General features: G+C 54.4%; 18 protein-coding genes. All 18 read right to left on the reverse strand.

What is annotated here, in order from left to right:
* Positions 1-50: 50 nt before the first annotated feature.
* The 18 genes from galF to wcaA all read right to left on the reverse strand — a co-directional run bounded on the left by galF (position 51) and on the right by wcaA (position 19,766).
* Positions 51-947 (reverse strand): GalU regulator GalF, encoded by an 897-nt coding sequence (gene galF / locus JGF26_RS06870; protein WP_134707770.1) that lies wholly within the window; start codon positions 945-947, stop codon positions 51-53.
* Positions 948-1,123: 176 nt separating this feature from the next.
* Entirely contained in the window at positions 1,124-2,515 is a 1,392-nt protein-coding gene (gene wcaM, locus JGF26_RS06875; RefSeq protein WP_134707769.1) for a colanic acid biosynthesis protein WcaM, read from the reverse strand.
* A 12-nt stretch (positions 2,516-2,527) separates the two neighbouring features.
* Complete coding sequence (wcaL, locus tag JGF26_RS06880; protein WP_134707768.1) at positions 2,528-3,748, reverse strand: colanic acid biosynthesis glycosyltransferase WcaL; 1,221 nt, start codon at positions 3,746-3,748, stop codon at positions 2,528-2,530.
* Positions 3,745-5,025, reverse strand: a complete 1,281-nt coding sequence (gene wcaK / locus JGF26_RS06885) for a colanic acid biosynthesis pyruvyl transferase WcaK (protein WP_134707767.1) — start codon at positions 5,023-5,025, stop codon at positions 3,745-3,747. Before wcaK ends, wcaL begins: the two co-directional genes overlap by 4 nt.
* Before the next feature lie 17 nt (positions 5,026-5,042).
* On the reverse strand, positions 5,043-6,521 hold the full coding sequence (gene wzxC, locus JGF26_RS06890) for a colanic acid undecaprenyl disphosphate flippase WzxC (protein ID WP_049008274.1): 1,479 nt from the start codon (positions 6,519-6,521) through the stop codon (positions 5,043-5,045).
* A 1-nt stretch (position 6,522) separates the two neighbouring features.
* Positions 6,523-7,917, reverse strand: coding sequence for an undecaprenyl-phosphate glucose phosphotransferase (wcaJ, locus tag JGF26_RS06895; protein WP_028018512.1), 1,395 nt, complete (start codon positions 7,915-7,917; stop codon positions 6,523-6,525).
* Positions 7,918-7,963: 46 nt separating this feature from the next.
* Positions 7,964-9,334, reverse strand: a complete 1,371-nt coding sequence (gene cpsG, locus JGF26_RS06900; protein WP_134707766.1) for a colanic acid biosynthesis phosphomannomutase CpsG — start codon at positions 9,332-9,334, stop codon at positions 7,964-7,966.
* Positions 9,335-9,443: 109 nt separating this feature from the next.
* Complete coding sequence (gene cpsB, locus JGF26_RS06905; RefSeq protein ID WP_028016378.1) at positions 9,444-10,880, reverse strand: mannose-1-phosphate guanyltransferase; 1,437 nt, start codon at positions 10,878-10,880, stop codon at positions 9,444-9,446.
* 3 nt (positions 10,881-10,883) lie between these two features.
* Positions 10,884-12,107, reverse strand: coding sequence for a colanic acid biosynthesis fucosyltransferase WcaI (gene wcaI / locus JGF26_RS06910; RefSeq protein ID WP_134707765.1), 1,224 nt, complete (start codon positions 12,105-12,107; stop codon positions 10,884-10,886).
* Positions 12,104-12,583 (reverse strand): GDP-mannose mannosyl hydrolase, encoded by a 480-nt coding sequence (locus tag JGF26_RS06915; protein ID WP_134707825.1) that lies wholly within the window; start codon positions 12,581-12,583, stop codon positions 12,104-12,106. Before JGF26_RS06915 ends, wcaI begins: the two co-directional genes overlap by 4 nt.
* Before the next feature lie 2 nt (positions 12,584-12,585).
* A complete protein-coding gene (locus tag JGF26_RS06920; RefSeq protein WP_134707764.1) occupies positions 12,586-13,551 on the reverse strand; it encodes a GDP-L-fucose synthase in 966 nt (321 codons plus the stop codon).
* Between the two features lie 2 nt (positions 13,552-13,553).
* Positions 13,554-14,675, reverse strand: a complete 1,122-nt coding sequence (gene gmd, locus JGF26_RS06925) for a GDP-mannose 4,6-dehydratase (RefSeq protein ID WP_028016374.1) — start codon at positions 14,673-14,675, stop codon at positions 13,554-13,556.
* Positions 14,676-14,699: 24 nt separating this feature from the next.
* Positions 14,700-15,248 (reverse strand): colanic acid biosynthesis acetyltransferase WcaF, encoded by a 549-nt coding sequence (wcaF, locus tag JGF26_RS06930; RefSeq protein ID WP_114977771.1) that lies wholly within the window; start codon positions 15,246-15,248, stop codon positions 14,700-14,702.
* Between the two features lie 16 nt (positions 15,249-15,264).
* On the reverse strand, positions 15,265-16,011 hold the full coding sequence (gene wcaE, locus JGF26_RS06935) for a colanic acid biosynthesis glycosyltransferase WcaE (protein WP_134707763.1): 747 nt from the start codon (positions 16,009-16,011) through the stop codon (positions 15,265-15,267).
* Between the two features lie 12 nt (positions 16,012-16,023).
* Entirely contained in the window at positions 16,024-17,244 is a 1,221-nt protein-coding gene (gene wcaD, locus JGF26_RS06940) for a colanic acid polymerase WcaD (protein WP_134707762.1), read from the reverse strand.
* Complete coding sequence (gene wcaC, locus JGF26_RS06945) at positions 17,219-18,436, reverse strand: colanic acid biosynthesis glycosyltransferase WcaC (protein ID WP_049008259.1); 1,218 nt, start codon at positions 18,434-18,436, stop codon at positions 17,219-17,221. Before wcaC ends, wcaD begins: the two co-directional genes overlap by 26 nt.
* The gene (wcaB, locus tag JGF26_RS06950; RefSeq protein ID WP_023312402.1) at positions 18,433-18,924 is read right to left on the reverse strand and encodes a colanic acid biosynthesis acetyltransferase WcaB; all 492 of its coding nucleotides are present in this window, start codon (positions 18,922-18,924) and stop codon (positions 18,433-18,435) included. The genes wcaC and wcaB overlap by 4 nt, the downstream gene beginning before the upstream one ends.
* On the reverse strand, positions 18,924-19,766 hold the full coding sequence (wcaA, locus tag JGF26_RS06955) for a colanic acid biosynthesis glycosyltransferase WcaA (RefSeq protein ID WP_028016369.1): 843 nt from the start codon (positions 19,764-19,766) through the stop codon (positions 18,924-18,926). Before wcaA ends, wcaB begins: the two co-directional genes overlap by 1 nt.
* Between the last annotated feature and the right edge of the window lie 36 nt (positions 19,767-19,802).

Here is a 19,802-nt window from a genome sequence, read left to right on the forward strand (position 1 = left end):
CTCACATACCTGAATGATGACTGCCGCTTATACAAATCGTCTAAAAAATATCAGTCGTTCGCCAGCAACTTCTCAATCCGGCTTCTGAACTTCGCCCCTTCCTTCAGGTTGCGCAGCCCATAGTTCACGAACGCCTGCATATACCCCATTTTCTTCCCGCAGTCATAGCTGTCGCCGGTCATCAGCATCGCGTCAACAGACTGTTTTTTCGCCAGCTCAGCAATCGCGTCGGTCAGCTGAATACGATCCCAGGCGCCTGGCTCGGTTTTTTCCAGTTCCGCCCAGATATCAGCGTTCAGTACGTAACGGCCAACCGCCATCAGGTCGGAATCCAGGGTCTGTGGCTGATCCGGTTTTTCGATGAATTCAACGATGCGGCTCACCTGCCCTTCCGTCTCCAGCGGCTCTTTCGTCTGAATAACGGAGTACTCGGAGAGGTCGCCCTTCATGCGTTTTGCCAGCACCTGGCTACGGCCCGTTTCATTGAAACGTGCCACCATTGCCGCCAGGTTGTAACGCAGCGGATCGGCAGAAGCGGTATCGATAATAATGTCCGGAAGCACAACGATAAACGGATTGTCACCCACAACCGGACGAGCACACAGAATAGAGTGACCCAGACCCAGCGGCTGCGCCTGGCGCACGTTCATGATGGTCACGCCCGGCGGACAAATAGACTGTACTTCCGCCAGCAGCTGGCGTTTGACGCGCTGCTCAAGCAACGCTTCGAGTTCGTAAGAGGTGTCGAAGTGGTTTTCTACCGCATTCTTGGACGAGTGGGTAACCAGGACGATTTCTTTGATCCCTGCAGCAACAATCTCGTCGACAATGTACTGAATCATAGGCTTGTCGACGATCGGCAGCATCTCTTTAGGAATGGCTTTTGTGGCTGGCAGCATATACATGCCCAAGCCTGCTACCGGAATGACTGCTTTCAAATTAATCATTATTTCTTCCACCTTAAAATGGTTGACGAATTATAGCTCTTAAACCTGTTTTCGCCAGCATGTTTTGCCGTAATCCTCAGGCAATGTTACGCCTTAGCCCCACAAATTTCTGTAGTTGTAATCTGATTCGATCACGCTTTTATGCCAGGAATAGTCCCAAAACCGACGATTGTCTATTATCTGTGCGGAAGCGCAAAATTAAGCCTTTCCACATTCACAACCTGCTGATCCACCCGGTCAATATCCACCGAGCTTTGTCCCTTCTCATTAACGGCTTTGATGTTCGCCAGCGACAGCAGCGTCTCGTCTTTGGCCATAAACTTACCACGTACATCTTTACGCAGGTCGAAATTAATCTTCAGGGCAGGCCCCACGGAAGCTTCCTGCATCACATTGATATTACGTAAAAAGAGATGTTGCGGTTTGTTGTGCAACTCAAGGGTAGCACGCTGCATCTCAACGTTGGTAATCGCCACAAAAGACGTCGCGTTACCGGATGAAATTTGTACTCCGCGCAGCTTATACGCCAGCTGCCGATTATCCAGACGAATATTGTTGAGTTTGAAGTTCTGCGGAATGGACAAATAATCGCCTTTTATCACCCCGTAACCGATTAACATACCGGCACTATTGACCATATCGACATTATCAATAATGAAATTATCACAACCATAAATAGCGACGGTGGCGTTGTCTATTCCCGCCTTTTTACTGAAGTCAGGGGTTATGTTTTTGGCCTTAATATTGCGGATAACAAAATGTTTTCCGTTTTCAACGTGCACTAGCTGACGACAGTTGCTGCCCGTGATGTTTGCCACCACGAAGTTCTTGACGGTTTGTTTTTCCGGATAGTCATTATCATAAGTGCTCCCGGCAAGGCCAATGCCGATGCCCCAGTTGATCTTGCCGTTAGTGCAGTTAATGTTGTCGATGACATGGTCGGAAATCAGGATATTGCGGTCATTGATGGCCACGTTCCACTCGATCGCATCGCCCTGCAGGTGGCTAAATTTGCTGTTGGTGATTCGGGCACCGTCCACCTGATTATGGAAACCCTGGCGCAAGATGGCGTAGTTGGCCTGACTGACGCTGATGTTATCAATCAACAAATTGCGCATCACGCTCGGTTTCTTGCCGCCGATGTAAATCTGCGCCACAGGACCAAAACCGCTCATCGCCAGCCCTTTAATCACGCAGTCAGAGCCGCGAATGTCCAGGGTGATATTCTCTGTACGCCCCCCGCCTTCACCGATCACTTTGCTGCCTTCCTGCAACACAAAGCGGCCGCGGCCGTTGCCGGTTAATGCCCCGCGGATCAGCAGCGTTTTACCATCGGGAATGAAAATGCCCGTATTGATGTTTTCGCAGGTGAGCCCGGCAGGTACAACGACCGTATCACCGTCGTTAAACGCCTGCTTAAAGGCGGCAATCCAGTCGTTGTTATTGTACTGATTAACAGAGACCGTCTTTCCGGTTGCCGCCCGCGCAATGCGGGACGACAACAGCGGCGTGGCCGCCAGAACGGACAGAGAAGAGACAAAGGTGCGTCGGGTAATCTTTTTCAGCATACAACCTCGGCGTTACAGCGTTTGCAGCAGGCTCGCTAACTGGCGATTAATCACCTGCTGGTTAAAATCGGTTTCAACTTTTTGTCGGGCATTGTGGAGCACAGGCTCCAGCGCCTGCTGGTCGATGTCGCTAAATGCCGCTAATCGATCGGCCAGCGCCATAGCATTATTCTCCGGCACCAGCCAGCCGGAATGGTCAGACTTAATCAGCTCCGGGATCCCGCTGTGCAGGGTAGAAACCACCGGAATACCGACGGCCATCGCCTCCATCAGCGCCACCGGAATACCTTCCATATCGCCATCAGCGCCCGTTACCGAGGGCAGCAGGAACACATCCGCCTCATCAAGCATGGCCTTGACCTCGTGGCTTGGCTTGAAGCCTGGCATCTCGATGACGTCTTCCAGTTGATACTGTTCAATCAGCGTGCGCAGTCGACGCTCCCACGGTCCAATGCCGAGAATGCGATAGTGGAAATCCACCCCGCGCGCTTTCAGCTGACGGCAGGCTTCGATAGCCACATGCAGACCTTTCTTCTCCGTCAAACGCGCAACAGAAATGATCTTCAGCGGTTTACCCGGCACCTTCACCGGGCGGCGGGTAAATCGCGTTAAATCAACGCCCATCCGCGAAACGGTAATTTTCTCCCCCGGACAGCCCATATTTTTCAGGCGTCCGGCCCACAGGTCGCTGATGGGCAGCATCATGTCACCGCGTCGGAAAAGCTGCTGATACTCCGGCGTGTAGTGGTTCAAAACTTCGCGGCTGGAAATGTCGATACCGTGGAAAATGGTCGCAATTTTACCGTCAATCACGCCCAGTTCGCGCAGCTTCGCGGCGGTGACGCCCGCCGGGCCAAAGTGCGCGATAAACACATCCGCACGATACGGCTGCGCCGTTTGTCCGCAGATGGCCGACAGGATCAGATTGCGAGATTCGGACCCATAGCGGGAAACATTCAGCGCCCGCCATGTCGATGCGCGATGGAATCCACGTAAAGTCTGGCTGGCGCGGTGGCGTAGCTTATTCAGCTTCCCGAACGGCTCATCCTGCAGCCAGCGGGTTTTCGCCTCCAGCCCATACTGGGTATAGGCCGCATGGGTGTTTTTGGTATCGCCCTTTTGCAGGGCGATAATCTCCACGTCATATCCCATATCGATAAACGCGGTGATTTGGTTCAGAACAAACGTTTCAGACGACAGCGGAAATTTCAGTAAGAAGAAACCAACCTTCATTTCCCCTCCCGGACGCGGTCAAGCACCGATTTCACCATCCCGATCCCCTTTTCACGTTCGGCTTTCACCGCCACGGCCAGGCGTTCGTTGATGGCAGGTAACTGACCCAGGGTATCCCCCACCATCGCACCGAGCGAACCATCCAGCAGATGACGAATATCCACGGCCATTTCCGGCATTCCAAGCTGCTGCATAATCCCGGCAGACTTGTGCTCATAGTTAATGGCAATGGCTGGCGTACCGAAGTTCATGGAGATAATCGCCGAGTGCAGGCGGGTACCTACCGTCAGATCACAGGCAGAAAGCAGCTTGCCCATCTCAAGATCGTTCAGTTCATCCATCACCACGTGATAGCGGGACGGGTCATTAACCAGGCTGCGCAGATTCAGCGCCACCATGCGATCATCTTTGTTGTAACTGTCGATACCGGTACAGGTGGAGAGCGCCAGCACCTGATAACCGCTGTCCAGCACGCGGTTCACCACGTCGGCGAAAGCTTTTTCATACGCTGCCTGCGTCGTGCCTAAACGTTTATCGAAAGGAGCGAGCTCACGCAGGGTAATGGCGACCGTCTTCTGTTTTGCCGCCACATCCAGCCAGTGCTGAACGGCGTAGCTTGGCTGGAAGCTGTCGTCCTGGTGATCCACCAGCCAGGCCGTGTCCACACCGTGCTCAACTTTTGAGGTGTCGATCTCGCTGCGCTTCATCATCTCGAGGCTGACTGACTCACGCAGGATCAGGGCATCGCAGTGGCCGAAGACATAGTTTGCCAGCTGGTTAAACTGCGGGTCCTGGAAGGGCCCGACGCTGTGACCAATCATAAACAGCGGCTTTTTCGCCATGAACGTACACAGCGCATGCTCAAACTGCGGCACGCCATAGAGATCGACGAAGAACGAGCCGCCAACCTGGATAATGGCGTCATAACCCGACAGCAGACGCACGAAATCGGTAAAGCCCTGCGCGATAGCGATGTTGCGCAGCTTGCCGGTATCGGTCACGCGGGAAAGCAGCACCTGATGCTGGTAGCGACGGCGCAGGACTTTCTTCACGCGCCCCATCACGCCCGCGGCGTTGTTATGCTGTTTCATCTGGCTGTAAAGCGGGTCACCCATTACCGGGCGGTTCAGTAGCCAGGATGAACTCACCGGATAACGGCTCATCACATCCACTTCGGTCTCAGGCTTAAGGGTGTTAATCGCATCCAGTAAACCGCGCAGGATGGCGCTGTCGCCACGGTTGCCGCAGGTATGGTTGCCAAGAATTAATAATTTCATAATGGCCTCTTAAATAACTAGCCTGCGCGAAGCAGCGTTTTCATTTTTTCGTTACGGCAAAACTGGCGCTTCATCTCTACCACCAGCGCATTGCGTGAAAGCACAATCATCACGCCGAATGCCAGCACACCCGCCACTACCTGCACCGCCAGCAGCGCGGCCAGCGGCAGATGACCATTGAGGAGCACACCCAGACCGTAGCTCACCGCCAGGGTTGGCAATGAGAGATAGAACGGCAGCCACAGGCTCAGGATGTACTGACGGTAGCTGGAGCCCAGCACCGGCTTGATCATGATGAAGTAGCTCAGAACGGTATTGACGATCTGCACCAGCAGGAAGCCCAGCGTGACGCCAATGGCGCCCGCCATATGCCCGCCGACGATAATCGCCGGGATAAACAGGAAGGTTTTGAACACGTTGAACTTAAAGCTGATGTCCACGCGCGCTTTTGCCATCAGCAGGGACCCAATCGGGTTCCCTACGGAGCGCAGCAGCCCCACCACGCACAGCAGCTGCAGGATCGGGATGATGCCGTTCCACTTCTCGCCAAACACCAGCGGCACGAAGTTGCTGGATACCACCATCAGCCCCAGCAGCACCGGGAAGTTAATAATTCCCACCACGGAAAGCAGCTTGTAGAAGTTGACGCGCAGCTTCTCGGTGTCATCCTGGATCTTGGCGAACGCCGGGAACAGCACGCGGGTAATAATCGGGTTCAGCTTCATCGGAGGAACGACCGCGACGTTGTAGGCCAGGTTGTAGCCGCCTGCTACGCTCGCGCCGAGAATACGCGCCAGCACCAGCGTCGAGAGGTTGGTGTTCACATAGTTAATGATGCTGTCCGCCGTCAGCCATGCGCCAAAGCGCAGGTTGGACGAAACGGAAGCGAGAGAGAAATGCAACCCCGGACGGTAGATCTTGCGGCCAAAATAACCGAACAGCAGCGTACGTACGGCAGAGTTAACCAGATACCCCAGAATGGCGGTCATCGCCAGCGGCCAGAAATGGGCGCTCACCACGGTGAAGGTAAAGCCCGCCAGTACGGCGCTGGTCTCGATCATGCCGATCTTGTTGAACTCCAGCTCTTTTTGCATCAGCGCGCGGAACTGCTGCCCGTGCGGGATCACCACAAAGGCAAACGACAGCGTACGCATCAGCGGGGCGAGATCCGGGTTATGCAGCACGCTGGCGATGGTGTCGCTCAGCAGGAACACCAGCACAAACACGAAAATCCCCAGCCCCACGTTCAGCCAGTAGAGCGTGGTCAGTTCAAGATGGCTGATTTCTTTGCGCTGGATAATCGAGTTGGCGATACCAAAGTCAGACAGCGTATCGGCCAGGGCGATAATCACCAGCGAGACGGTCAGCAGACCGAACTGGTGATTATCAATAATGCGCGCCAGAACGGTCATCTGCACCAGGCCGAGGCCAATAATGACGATGGTCGCCATCGCTGACCACTTGGCGCCGCTGATGGTTTTTTCACGTAAGCTCATCTTAGTACGCCGCTTTGTTCACGAAACCTTTGAAGATGGTCAGAAAGACGATCTTGATATCGAACCAGAGACTCCATTCGCGGATGTACTCCAGGTCAAACTCAACGCGTTTTTCCATTTTTTCCAGCGTGTCGGTTTCTCCGCGCCAGCCGTTGATCTGCGCCCAGCCGGTAATGCCTGGCTTCACTTTATGGCGCAGCATGTAACCTTCAATCAGCGAGCGGTACTGTTCGTTATGCGCCACCGCATGCGGACGCGGGCCAACAATCGACATTCCACCGGTGAACACATTGATAAACTGCGGCAGCTCATCAAGAGAGGTACGGCGCAGGAAGTTACCCACGCGGGTGACGCGCGGATCGTTCTGCGTTGCCTGCGTCACCACCTTGTCATTCTCCATCACCTTCATGGAGCGGAATTTCCACACCATGATCGGCTTACCGTCCATACCGTAGCGGGTCTGGCGGAAGATGACCGGCCCCGGAGAGCTCAGCTTGACTGCCAGCGCGATGCAGCACAGCACCGGAGAGATCAGCAGCAAAATCAGCGAAGAGAGCACGATATCTTCCAGGCGCTTTAGCACGCGGTTAATACCCGACAGCGGCGTGTCGTACAGCGGTACGACCGGCACACCGTTCACCTCTTCAATACGGGAGTGAAGAATGTTGAAGGTAAAGACGTCCGGGATCAGGATCACCGAACAGGTGGTGTCCGCCAGTTCACGCATCAGTTTCTTAATGCGGGATTCGTCTTTCATCTGCATGGCAATGTAGACGTTGTGAATTTTGCCGGCTTTCGCATCGTCGATAAGCTGGTCATAATTGCCGGCCCAGCCCGCAGGCACGCCGCCAGGCTTAGGTTCGTGATAAATCCCGACCACTTCAAAACCTAACCACGGCTCTTTGCGGAAGCTGTCGAGCAGCACCTGCCCCACCGGCAAATCACCGGCCACGGCGACAAAGCGACGGTTATAACCCCGGTTACGCAGCCAGCCCGCGCCAAAACGGATCAGGGAACGGCACACCACCATGCCAACGCTGGTGAGCAGATACCAGCACAGATAGGTCACGAGGCGATTATCGAAATCATGGCTAAACGCCACCAGACCCGCGCTGAAGATCAGGCTTAAGGTCCAGTTCTGCAGCAGCAGCATCAGTTCGGTGGTCATTTTCACACCGCGCCACGAGCGGTAGAAATCCGTCATCCCGCCGATCATCTGAAACACAACCAGCGCAATCAATGCCATCAGCAGATGCATGTATAAGAACGGTAGCCCGCCGATCCGACACACCGCCCATAATCCACCGACCATGATGGTGATATCAGAAAAACGCTGCACCATAGAGATTAACGATGCATTCGTTCTCGCTCGCTCGCGTTTTTTTAGATTCGTCATCGTTGTTCCTGTTTTCGGTTCCCCCTCCCGCCGGGAGGGGCAATTTTTACTGATTCAACAGCGCCAGAATGTCCTTCGTTCGTGCTTCCATTAGCGCAGTATCCGCACGGGATTCCACGTTCAGGCGCACCACCGGCTCGGTGTTGGACGAGCGCAGGTTAAAGCGCCACTGCGGGAACGCCATGCTGATGCCGTCCGTACGGTCAATTTCCAGCGCGTGGATCGCAAAGTGCTGCTCCACGCGGGCAATGGCCTCGGCTGGCTGCGCCAGCTTGCTGTTAATCTCCCCGCTCGCCGGGAACGCCGCCATACGGTCGCGTACCAGCTCGCCCAGCGTCTGTCCCTTCAGGCACAGCAGCTCGGTCACCAGCAGCCACGGAATCATCCCGCTGTCGCAGTAGGCAAAATCACGGAAGTAGTGGTGGGCGCTCATCTCGCCGCCGTAGATGGCGTCTTCTTCGCGCATGCGCTCTTTGATGAAGGCGTGGCCGGTTTTGGACATCACCGGCGTGCCGCCTGCCGCGGACACCACATCGACGGTATTCCAGGAGAGACGCGGGTCGTGAATGATTTTCGCCCCCGGGTTTTTCTCAAGGAACGCTTCCGCCAGCAGGCCGACAATGTAGTAGCCCTCGATGAACTGCCCTTTCTCATCGAACAGGAAGCAGCGGTCGAAATCGCCGTCAAAGGCGATGCCCATGTCCGCGCCGTGCTCAATCACCGCGTTGCGGGTGTCGTCGCGGCACTCCGGCAGCAGCGGGTTAGGAATACCGTTCGGGAAGTTGCCGTCCGGGGTGTTGTGCACTTTGACGAAGGTGACCGGCACGTTCAGCGCCTTAAAGCGGGCTTCCAGGGCATCGACAACCGGACCGGCCGCGCCATTACCGGAGTTAATGACCAGCTTCAGCGGCTTGAGGTTTGCCACGTTGATGTAGCCCAGCAGGTGGTCGATGTACTCTTTTTGCAGATGGATTTTTTTGTAGCTGCCGCGCTTCGCGTCGTTCACCGGCGGGAAATCGTTAGCTTCCGCCAGACGCTGCACGTCGCGCAGGCCGGTGTCGCCGCTGATTGGGCGCGCGCCCTTGCGCACCAGCTTCATGCCGTTGTAGTCCATCGGGTTGTGGCTGGCCGTTACTTCGATACCGCCGTCCACGCCCAGGTGGAAGGTGGCAAAGTAAATCTCTTCGGTCCCGGAGAGACCGATATCCAGCACGTCCACACCCGCATCCTGCAGCCCTTTCGCCAGCGCCAGCTTCAGGGACTCACTGGTCAGACGCACATCACCGCCCAACACGATGGTCTGCGGTTTTAAATATTCGCCGTACGCGCGACCAATGCGCCACGCGATGTCTTCATTCAGCTCTTCGCCCAGCTTGCCGCGAATATCGTAGGCTTTAAAACAGGTTAACTTTTCCATGATGACCCCTTTTTCAGGCAACAGTCGGCCCGCCCGATTTACAGGCAAAATTGTTTTTATTCATTCGTAGGCCGGATAAGCGAAGCGCCATCCGGCGTTAAAGACGGTGTTACACGCGCCCGTAGCGGTCCTGGAAGCGCACGATATCGTCCTCTTCCAGATACGAGCCGGAGCGTACCTCAATTAAGTCGAGAGGAATTTTCCCCGGGTTCTCCAGACAATGCGTCGCCCCCAGCGGAATATAAATGGACTCGTTTTCACCCAGCAGTTTGACTTCACCGTCAATGGTGACTTTCGCGGTACCTGCCACCACCACCCAGTGCTCGGCACGGTGATGGTGCATCTGAACGGACAGCCCCTCACCCGGTTTCACGGTGATACGTTTCACCTGATAGCGATCGCCCGCGTCGATGGAGTCATATTTCCCCCACGGACGGTACACTTCGCGGTGAATGTGGTGTTCATGACGACCATCGGCCTTAATCTTCTCCACCACCTTTTTAACGTCCTGCACCGCGTTACGGTCGGCAATCAACACCGCGTCTTTCGTCTGCACCACCACCAGATCTTTCACGCCCACCGTGGTAACCAGCCCGGATTCAGCGTAAACATAGCTGTTTTCCGTCTTATGGCTGATTACATCACCATGGTGGACATTTCCCTCCGGGGTGTGGGCGCTGATCTCCCAAAGCGATGACCAGGAGCCAACATCGCTCCAGCCCGCATCCATCGGTACCACGACGGCATCAGCCGTGCGTTCCATCACCGCATAGTCAATAGACTCTTCCGGGCAGGCGAGGAAAGCCTCTTCATCCACGCGGATAAAGTCGAGATCCGGGTCCACCACTGCCATCGCTTTTTCGCAGGCGTTCAGAATATCCGGGCGATATTTTTCCAGCTCTTCCAGATAGCGTCCGGCGCGGAACAGGAACATCCCACTGTTCCAGTAGTATTCACCGCTGGCGACATACGCCTGCGCGGTTTCCAGATTCGGTTTTTCAACAAACTGCGCCACGTCAAACGCCACGCTGTCGCCTTCACCGGGCGTCACGCTGCCACGGCGAATGTAGCCATAGCCAGTTTCCGGGAGATCCGGCACGATGCCGAACGTCACCAGTTTGCCGCTCTCGGCATAAGGAATGGCCGCACGCACTGCATTGCGAAACGCCTCTTCCTGCTGAATAACGTGGTCTGCCGCCAGCACAAGCATCAGCGGGTCGCAATCCGGACTGCTGCGTTTTGCTGCCAGGGCTGCCAGGGCGATAGCAGGCGCGGTATTACGACCGGCCGGCTCCAGAATGATGTTTTCGGTGAGTTTATTCAGCTGGCGCAGTTGCTCAGCCACGATAAAACGGTGCTGTTCGTTACAAATCACCACCGGGCTTTCACACTCCACGCCATGCAGACGGTTCACCGTGGTCTGCAGCATGGTGAGATCCCCTTTCAGGCAGAGGAACTGTTTTGGATAGAGCACGCGGGACAGCGGCCACAACCGGCTACCAGAGCCACCAGCCATCACAACCGGATACAAAGTGGTTTGACTCATGATTTATCCCCGTATATCTGCAATAAATTGGCTCAACACGTTCTCTTTTTCGAGCGTGCGTTCGGCATATTCACGTGCCACCGTGTTCACTTTTGGCATGGCAAGTGCCTGTTCAATGCCGGTAACCAGCGCCGGGACCGATTCCGGCTCCACGCACACGGCAATCCCCGGATAGCTGTTACACAGCTGGCCTAATTCTGTTTCGGCTTCTGCTGTAATCACCGCGTTGCCACCCACTGCCAGAATGTTGGTCAGTTTGGACGGCAGCACCGCATCCGCCGCGCCACGCTTCTGCACAACCAGATGGCAATCGCCCATCTTCAGCAGCGCAGGCAGAGCTTCGTAGGACTGAAGCGGGAAGAATTTCACGTTGGTCAGGCCGCGTTCGCTTGCCATTTTTTCCAGCCGCGCCTTTCCACCCCCCTGCCCGACAATCACAAACATCCACGGCTGCTTGCTGAGCAACTGGGCCGCTTCAATCACGCTCTCCAGCCCCTGCTTTTCGCCGATATTGCCTGAGTAAAGAATGATTTTTTGATCATCAGGCAAACCGAGCTGGGCGCGTAGCGCCTGAGCGTCACTTTCAGTTACGTCGCGAAAACGCGCCACTTCGGACCAGTTGGGGAAAAAGATCACCTTCTGAGCCGGAACGCCCTTCTCCTGCGCTTTGTTCATCATTGAGCGCGAGATGGTCGAGACATAATCCACGTTATGCAGACCGCTACGCTCAAACGCGCTGGCGAGTTTCGCCACTTTGCCGCCTTTACTTTTGCCTGCCATCCCCAGGCCAAGCATGGCGTCCACTTCATAATCCTGAATATGCAGCAAGGTGCGAGCGCCGGAGAGTTTGCCCAGCAGGCGCATGCCTGGCGTGCAAAACAGCGTCGGCACCACACCGATGATGCGATCCGGCTTCCAACGACGTTGCGCCATCAGCGGGAAGAAACTGCTCAGGGCGAAGCTGCCAAGATGAATCAAGCGTTTCAGCGTTGACGGCTGCTTAGGCACATACAGCGGACAGCGCCAGACGGTCGCCGCCCCCTCTTCGCGCCGGTAGCGCCAGCTTGAGTAGCGCTCGCCCACTTTCCATTCCGGGTAGTACGGCGGCGCGGTAATGACCCGCACGTCATGTCCCTGGCTCGCCATCCACTCGACCATCTCGCCGGTGTATTTCCCGATACCGGTTAATTCCGGCGAGTAGTTGATTCCATACACCAAAATTTTCATAAGCCCGGTACCCCGGCCTGACGATCCGCAAGGAAATACGCCCGACTGTTGTCGTGGACGTTGTCGCTCGCGAGCAACGTATCTGACGTCTGCCAGCGGTAGTCGTCATGCTGAGCATCAGGCAGACGCAGGTCTGCCTCACGCACCTTCAGGCGGAACCCCAGCACGATGTAATGCGTGCTGAACCCGGAGCCCGAAAAGTTATCGTCATAGAAGTGCTGCCAGACCCCGTAAAACTGGCCCGCCGCCATCGGCAGCTTAAGGCCCAGTTCTGCCAGAGTGAGACGCTCAAACGCATCGCTTAGCATCTCATCCTTCTGCACGCGCCCGCCGGGCACGAACCAGAAGCCCTGTGCAGGACGGTTGGTTCGTTTCCCCAGCAAGAACTCGCCGCGTTCGTTCTCCACAATCAAATCTATTGAGATGAGCGGAGTGGAACGAACGATCGTGGCAAAATCTTCCTGACTTAAAAACATCATTACCCCCGGAAGCGGTGCTGGTTTTCCAGGAACCACTGGTAGGTACTGGCCAGTCCCTGCTCCAGTGACACCTCGTGATACCAGCCCAACTGATGCAGACGGGTCACGTCCAGCAGTTTGCGCGGCGTGCCGTCCGGTTTCGTGGCGTCAAACACCACGCGGCCTTTGTAGCCCACCACCTGCGCGATGGTTTGCGCCAGCTCGCGGATGGTGCAGTCAATGCCGGTACCGACGTTGATGTGCGACAGCATTGGCTCGGTGTTCTCCTGCCACACTTCGCGATCCAGCTCCATAACGTGAATGCTGGCGGCCGCCATGTCGTCCACGTGCAGGAATTCACGCATTGGCGTGCCGCTGCCCCACACCAGCACATCCGGCGCGTTCTCGGCGGTCGCCTCGTGAAAACGACGCAGCAGCGCCGGGATCACGTGCGAGTTGCTCGGGTGGAAGTTGTCGTGCGGCCCGTACAGGTTGGTCGGCATCACCGAGCGATAGTCTCGGTTATACTGACGGTTGTAAGACTCGCACAGCTTGATCCCGGCAATCTTGGCGATGGCGTAAGGTTCGTTGGTCGCTTCCAGCGTCCCCTGCAGCAGTTCGCTTTCGGCGATGGGCTGCTTTGCCATTTTCGGGTAGATACAGGATGAGCCGAGGAACAGCAGCTTATTCACGTTGTGCAGGTGCGCCGCGTGAATGATGTTGCTCTCAATCATCATGTTCTCGTAGATGAAATCCGCCGGGTAGGTGTTGTTGGCGACAATGCCGCCCACCTTCGCCGCCGCCAGATACACCTGGTCAATGCGTTCGTTTGCAAAGAAGTCCTGTACCGCACGGCTATCGAGCAGGTTTAGCTCGTCACGCGTGCGGACAACCACTTCAACGTCACCGCGCTGCTCCAGCTGGCGAACAATCGCGGAACCCACCATTCCGCGATGACCGGCGACAAAAATACGTTGTTTTGTCATTCTCAGGACTCCAGCGCGATGGCAACCTCGTAGCCATGAGACTTGAGCAGGGAGTGTTTTTTCGCTGCTTCAAGATCTTTGGCTACCATCTCGGAAACCATCTCCTGCAGAGTGGTCTCGGGTTTCCAGCCCAGGGTCTCGTGCGCTTTGGTTGGGTCGCCGAGCAGGGTTTCCACTTCAGCAGGACGGAAGTAACGCGGGTCAACCTGAACAATCACGTCGCCTGGCTTCACGCCCGGTGCGTCGTGGCCAGTGACGGAAACCACAATGCCCTTCTCATCCACGCCGGTGCCTTCAAAGCGCAGTTTGATGCCCAGCTGTGCCGCAGCCATTTCAACGAACTGACGGACGGAATACTGCACGCCGGTCGCAATGACGAAGTCTTCTGGTTTGTCCTGCTGCAGCATCATCCACTGCATTTTCACGTAGTCTTTGGCATGACCCCAGTCACGCAGGGAGTCCATGTTGCCGAGGTGCAGGCACGATTCCAGACCCTGCGCGATGTTCGCGATAGCGCGGGTGATTTTGCGGGTCACGAAGGTTTCGCCGCGGCGTGGAGATTCGTGGTTGAACAGAATGCCGTTACAGGCGTACATACCGTAGGATTCACGGTAGTTTACGGTGATCCAGTAAGCGTACAGTTTTGCTACCGCGTAGGGTGAACGTGGGTAGAACGGCGTGGTCTCTTTCTGCGGAATTTCCTGCACCAGGCCGTACAGTTCGGAGGTGGATGCCTGGTAGAAACGGGTTTTCTTCTCAAGGCCGAGGAAGCGGATCGCTTCCAGAAGACGCAGGGTACCCATGGCATCAACGTCAGCGGTGTATTCCGGGGATTCGAAAGAAACGGCCACGTGGCTCATCGCGCCCAGGTTGTACACTTCATCCGGCTGCACTTCCTGCAGAATACGGGTCAGGTTGGAGGTATCGGTCAGGTCGCCGTAGTGCAGGTGGAATTTCGGGTTCGCCGCGTGTGGATCCTGATAAATATGATCCACACGTTCAGTGTTGAAAGACGACGCACGACGTTTAATACCGTGCACTTCATACCCTTTTTCCAGCAGTAACTCTGCCAGGTAAGAACCATCCTGCCCGGTAACGCCGGTGATGAGAGCGACTTTAGACATGTTTATATTCCTCTACTTATGAATTTAATCAGTTTCAACGCGTTCGCGTATCACCACTGCGGGGTTGCCACGGCAAACTTTATTTGCCGGTAGCGATTTAAAAACGCTGCTGCGGGCACCCACTACCGTGCCATCGCCAACAGAAACACCCGGTGCAACAAAAACATCTGTCGCCAGCCAGCATTTTTCACCGATCACAATAGGTGACGCGGTAATATCAAAATGCTGACTCATAAAGTCGTGGCTGCCGGTGCACAGATAACACTTCTGTGAAACCACCGAATTTGCGCCAATCGTAATTTCGCCAAGGGTATATAACACTGCGTCATCCCCTACCCATGCGTAATCCCCAAGCGTTAATTTCCAGGGATAGGTAATTTTTACCGACGGACGAATAACTACGTTTTTTCCGATTTTTGCGCCAAACAGCCGCAATAAGAATGCTCGCCAGCGGTAGAGTATTTGCGGCGACCAGGCAAATAACGTTGCCTGAACGGCCCACCACAACTGCACCTTAATACCGTTACCCCCGCGAAAACCTTTCGGCACGGTGAATCCTTTAAGATCCTGCATTGCGTTTCCTTATATTTCAGGCTTTGTTATATAAGGCTTTGGTTTTACCTGTGGTTTTCAGACGTAATAAATAAGACAGTTCTGCCCAGAAGGCCGGCACGCGCAATATTTTTCGCTGTACATTTTTTGCATCCTGGCACAACTCCAGGTTGTTCGAAGTGGATACACCGCCCATGGAAAATTCGGACACCAGCCCCTTAATTCGACGGAACGGGTAGCCAGACTTATATAAACTGGCTGCCAGTGCATAATCGGATGACACTTTATACTGCAAGTCGTACGGCTGTTTTTTCAGACCTTTTACCGGAAAAAAAATGGCCTGATGACTGGCGGGTAGACTGTGATAGATATACCAACCCGGCTTCGCACTGCGGCAAACTTTATGTCCATCCCCGAAATCGAGCAGCGCATCGCCAATAAACATGGCCTCTTCTTTCTGGCGAGCCAGCTGTCGGGCAAACATCGCCACGTCGTCGTGGAACACATCGCCAGAGTTCAGGAAGATCGCATAACGCCCCTGCGCCATCTCAATGCCTTTATTCATCGCATCGTAGATGCCTTTATCTTTCTCACTGATGTAGCGTAAGTTGAACTCACCGTTGAGTTTTTCCAGAAACTCCGCCGTGCCATCGTTCGACCCGCCATCAACCACGATCCACTCAAAGGTAAGGCTCGGATCGCGCGCCAGATTGCGCAGCGAGCGCCAGGTTTTTACCACCCCTTCGTAATTACGAAAAGCGACAGTAATGACGCTTAGAAACATAAGACCACCTCGTCATGAATTCGTAATATTAAGCGCTTTACGCAGAATAAACGGACAAACAATTAAGAAAGCATATTCCGGGCTAAATATTGAACCGGTAAAAAACAGCGACACTGGTGTAAACAGATAAAGCTGCACGCGAAAGTTCTGGTTATCACCAAACGCGTTAATCATCATTTTGAAAACTTTAAACAGATACCAAATTGTCAACAGTACGGCAAACCACGAAAAATAAATAATTAACAGATACAGACCATTGTCTATGGTTTTACCGACATCCGCACCGTTAAAGATTCCGAATGATGCAACATATTCGTAAAGTGAGCCAAATCTTACTACACCATCAATATGGGTTAAGGAATAACCCACCATCACCAGCGGACCAATGATGCGATAATAAGATGAAGACCCTTCCGTTCCCAAATCACCCAGACGTTCTGAGATGTACGGGAAAGCAAATATCACGCCGACCATGAATACCGTCAGGGAGATAATTGCCAGCGGCAGTTTTTTCTTAATTGCCTCTTTGTTCAGGTACTGGAACGCCCACTCCAGCAGGTAAAACAGGATAAATGTCATTACCCCCGAGAACGATCCTGACAGAACAATTCCTGCAAGAATCATAGCATCGGTCTTAGGCGTTTTGATACCAAACTGTTTGATGCTGAGCCAAATTGAGATTAACGCCAGAGCGAAAAACGCCGGTTCAAAATAGAGGGCCGTAGTACGCTTCCCGCCAAACTTGATGAAGTTCAATACATAGCTGTTACTGTAAATGAGATACTTCGAAATTATCTCCATCAGGCTACTGCCACCGGTCAAAATAATTTGCATCATTTCCAGTGCGGCAAGCATAACAATTAACGCAACGGCAATATAAAAGAACCTAAGGATTTTCCGATAATTGTGTGGAGAAATGGTTTTAAACCGAATACTCCAGACCATTCCGATAATAATGACAATATAAACAAACAGCATGGTCGAGGTGACGTATTTACTGGCATCCAGTGACTGACCAAAGATGTAGTTAAATAGCGTCAGACCCGTCCCCATCCCCAGGGCAATCATCAGCTTCTTAAGGTTGATTTTATCGACATACAGCAGAAGCAGGACAGGCAAGAAAGTGACGATAGTTATCGGGAAGCTTTCGCCAAGCTGGGCAATCTTAACGTTAACCAGCAGGTAGATCAGCGGCAGCAGGAGATAACTACAGATTCTGATAGAACGAGACATACTCCTCCAGCATCTGTTGTCCACTGTAGGCCTTGCGGCTGCGCTTGCGGAACGATTCCAGGTCAGTACCAAATACGGCCTGCGCGATATCGGCTTTCGGCAGTTGCACCAGCGGCAGCACCTCGTTTTCAGCGAACGTTTTACCGCCCGATTTTTCCAGCACTTCGCGCGCAGCGTCGCTGTGGGTGGCAATCACCGGCACGCCGATAGAGAGTGCTTCGCAAAGGATCAGGGGGTAGTTATCCACGCGGGAGCTGAACACCAAGGCATCCATTTCGTTCAGTGCACTCATCAGTTTGCGTTTGTCGGTTTCAAACCCGTGATTGACCACGTTTGTCCCTTCGAACGGGGAAAACTTGCCGAAGGTATGCAGCTCGATGTTGTCGCCCAGCGCCATCATGTCGCGCACCAGCTGCTGATTGGTTTTACCGTCATAACGCAGGTCATGCGCAACGATAGCGATTTTCGGTTTGCCCGTGGTTTCGGCCACCGGAGTCAGCTCGGCAAGAATGGCTTCCGTCGCCACGTCGATGCCGTTGTTGATAATCTTGCAGCGCCCTGCCCCGTAAAGGCTGTTGAACGCATCCGCCACATGCTGGCTTGGGGAGATAAACGTGCACCCCAGCGAAAGCATGTCGCGGAACAGCTGGCGCTTACCCTCCACCAGTTGATGAGCACGATCCACTTTCACCGGTGGGTAGTTACTTAATGTCGGGCATTTCCGGCAGTTATTTTTCCAGCCTTCGCAACCGTCGGTAAACGCACAGCGGCCGGTCACGCTCCAGTGATCGTGCAGCGTCCAGACAAAGCGGGTGTCCGGTTTATGTGCCTGCACGTTCTCACAAAACGCGACCACCTCTTCCAGGTTGAGCCAGTAGCTGTGCAACACATGAAAATGCAGCACCACCGGACCGGTGGTTCGCGTCACGGTGCGGTAGAGGTTATTCAGGTTGCCAAACAGATCGCGGTTAAACAGGCGGAACAGCGCAATGTTGGCGATCGACGTCAATCGTGGGGTCTGTTTCAACACCTGCGGATAGCGATCGTGGCTAACGCTTTTCTTACCCCCTTTGCCATAGCCATAGACAAAACGGGACTGTAACCCTTTTTGCAGCGCACGCTGATGCAGATCCAGCGCCACGCCGGCCGCCCCGCCTTCTGCGAGGCGTACGTTAAATTGCAGAATATTCATTTAATCACCTTCACGCGGGCTTTTTCTCCCACCACCAGCGCGTTATCCGGAATGCTGTCCAGCACCACGCTGCCAGCGCCAATGGTGACGTTATTACCAATCGTAATATCGCCAATGATCACCACGTTCGCGCCCAGCTCAACGTTATTGCCGATAACCGGGCACGCCAGACTGTCTGGCCCACGGTTACCGATGGTGACCGCATGACGAATAGTGAAATCATCCCCGGCGACCACGAACTTGTTGATCACCACCGCATAGCCGTGGTGGATGGTAAAGCGGCGGCCAATGGTGGCTGCGGCCTGAATCTCATAACCAAAAAAGCATTCGGTGATGATGCGGTACAGCACCAGCACCGGTGCAGCCCAGATATTGTTCAGCACATTTTTCTTACGCCACACCGAGCAAAAGTGCGCGATGCGGTAGGCCAGGACCATGCAGCACGGGCGCAGGCTCCAGCTGTTTGCGCGGCAATCTTCCAGAAACATTATTTCCCCCGAAGCCCGTCAGCCAGACGCTTGCCGTTACGCACGGAGAGCAATGTCAGCAGCGTGCGCCAGTTCATGCGCTTGTTGCGGATCTGATAGAGGGTAAAGAGCTGATACTTCCGGCTGGCACGGTCAAACTTGTCCTTGTGCTTGCGGTAAAAATGGAAGTAACCCGAGAATTTCTTCGGCGAGGAGGTGATTTGCATCTCCCCGTGGTTGATATGCAGGATCTGCGTGGCCTCTTCCACTTTCCACGGCTCACCGTATTCCACCACCATCCGAAGGAAGATGTCGTAATCCTGCGCGGCCTTGAGTTCGGTATCAAACAGGCATTCTTTAAAGCGCCACGCCCAGGTAAAGACCTGGTTACCAATAATGTTGCGCTTGTAGAACAGGCGGCGGGAGTACGGTGATTTCGGGTACAACGGCAGGCTGGCAGGCTGCGAGTAGACTTCGCCCTGACAGACATAATCGTTGGCATACAGGAAAGCATGCGTGACCAGCTGTTCCTTATGCGACAGAAAAGTCGACAGACGGTTCGGCGTCCATTCGTCATCGTCATCAATTCCGGTCAGGTATTGCCCTTTGGCCTGCGTGATCGCCTGATTGCGTACTGCACACGCGCCGGAATTAATCTCGTTATGCGTATACATCACGCGCGGGTCGTTGAGGTCGGCCACAAATTTCTGCAATTGCTCGAAAGAGGAGGAACAGTCGTCAACGATGATCAGCTCCCAGTTATCGTAATCCTGTCGCAGTACAGATTTGATTGCACGGATCGCCAGCTGCTGACGATTCCATGTCGGCATATAGATTGAAACTAAAGGGCGTTGTGTGGTCATGGTCTTCCCCTTATCCCTCACCCCGACCCTCTCCCT

The sequence above is a fragment of the Enterobacter sp. E1 genome (genome assembly GCF_016809815.1).
GTDB lineage: Bacteria > Pseudomonadota > Gammaproteobacteria > Enterobacterales > Enterobacteriaceae > Enterobacter > Enterobacter adelaidei.

Bases quoted from the DNA above. Each gene is read 5' to 3' on its own strand.
- galF (WP_134707770.1), bottom strand. From the start codon at position 947: ATGATTAATTTGAAAGCAGTCATTCCGGTAGCAGGCTTGGGCATGTAT.
- wcaM (WP_134707769.1), bottom strand. From the start codon at position 2,515: ATGCTGAAAAAGATTACCCGACGCACCTTTGTCTCTTCTCTGTCCGTT.
- wcaD (WP_134707762.1), bottom strand. From the start codon at position 17,244: ATGTCTCGTTCTATCAGAATCTGTAGTTATCTCCTGCTGCCGCTGATC.
- wcaB (WP_023312402.1), bottom strand. From the start codon at position 18,924: ATGTTTCTGGAAGATTGCCGCGCAAACAGCTGGAGCCTGCGCCCGTGC.
- wcaE (WP_134707763.1), bottom strand. From the start codon at position 16,011: ATGTTTCTAAGCGTCATTACTGTCGCTTTTCGTAATTACGAAGGGGTG.
- wcaF (WP_114977771.1), bottom strand. From the start codon at position 15,248: ATGCAGGATCTTAAAGGATTCACCGTGCCGAAAGGTTTTCGCGGGGGT.
- cpsB (WP_028016378.1), bottom strand. From the start codon at position 10,880: ATGAGTCAAACCACTTTGTATCCGGTTGTGATGGCTGGTGGCTCTGGT.
- wcaC (WP_049008259.1), bottom strand. From the start codon at position 18,436: ATGAATATTCTGCAATTTAACGTACGCCTCGCAGAAGGCGGGGCGGCC.
- wzxC (WP_049008274.1), bottom strand. From the start codon at position 6,521: ATGAGCTTACGTGAAAAAACCATCAGCGGCGCCAAGTGGTCAGCGATG.
- wcaL (WP_134707768.1), bottom strand. From the start codon at position 3,748: ATGAAGGTTGGTTTCTTCTTACTGAAATTTCCGCTGTCGTCTGAAACG.
- wcaK (WP_134707767.1), bottom strand. From the start codon at position 5,025: ATGAAATTATTAATTCTTGGCAACCATACCTGCGGCAACCGTGGCGAC.
- wcaJ (WP_028018512.1), bottom strand. From the start codon at position 7,917: ATGACGAATCTAAAAAAACGCGAGCGAGCGAGAACGAATGCATCGTTA.
- gmd (WP_028016374.1), bottom strand. From the start codon at position 14,675: ATGTCTAAAGTCGCTCTCATCACCGGCGTTACCGGGCAGGATGGTTCT.
- JGF26_RS06920 (WP_134707764.1), bottom strand. From the start codon at position 13,551: ATGACAAAACAACGTATTTTTGTCGCCGGTCATCGCGGAATGGTGGGT.
- JGF26_RS06915 (WP_134707825.1), bottom strand. From the start codon at position 12,583: ATGTTTTTAAGTCAGGAAGATTTTGCCACGATCGTTCGTTCCACTCCG.
- wcaA (WP_028016369.1), bottom strand. From the start codon at position 19,766: ATGACCACACAACGCCCTTTAGTTTCAATCTATATGCCGACATGGAAT.
- wcaI (WP_134707765.1), bottom strand. From the start codon at position 12,107: ATGAAAATTTTGGTGTATGGAATCAACTACTCGCCGGAATTAACCGGT.
- cpsG (WP_134707766.1), bottom strand. From the start codon at position 9,334: ATGGAAAAGTTAACCTGTTTTAAAGCCTACGATATTCGCGGCAAGCTG.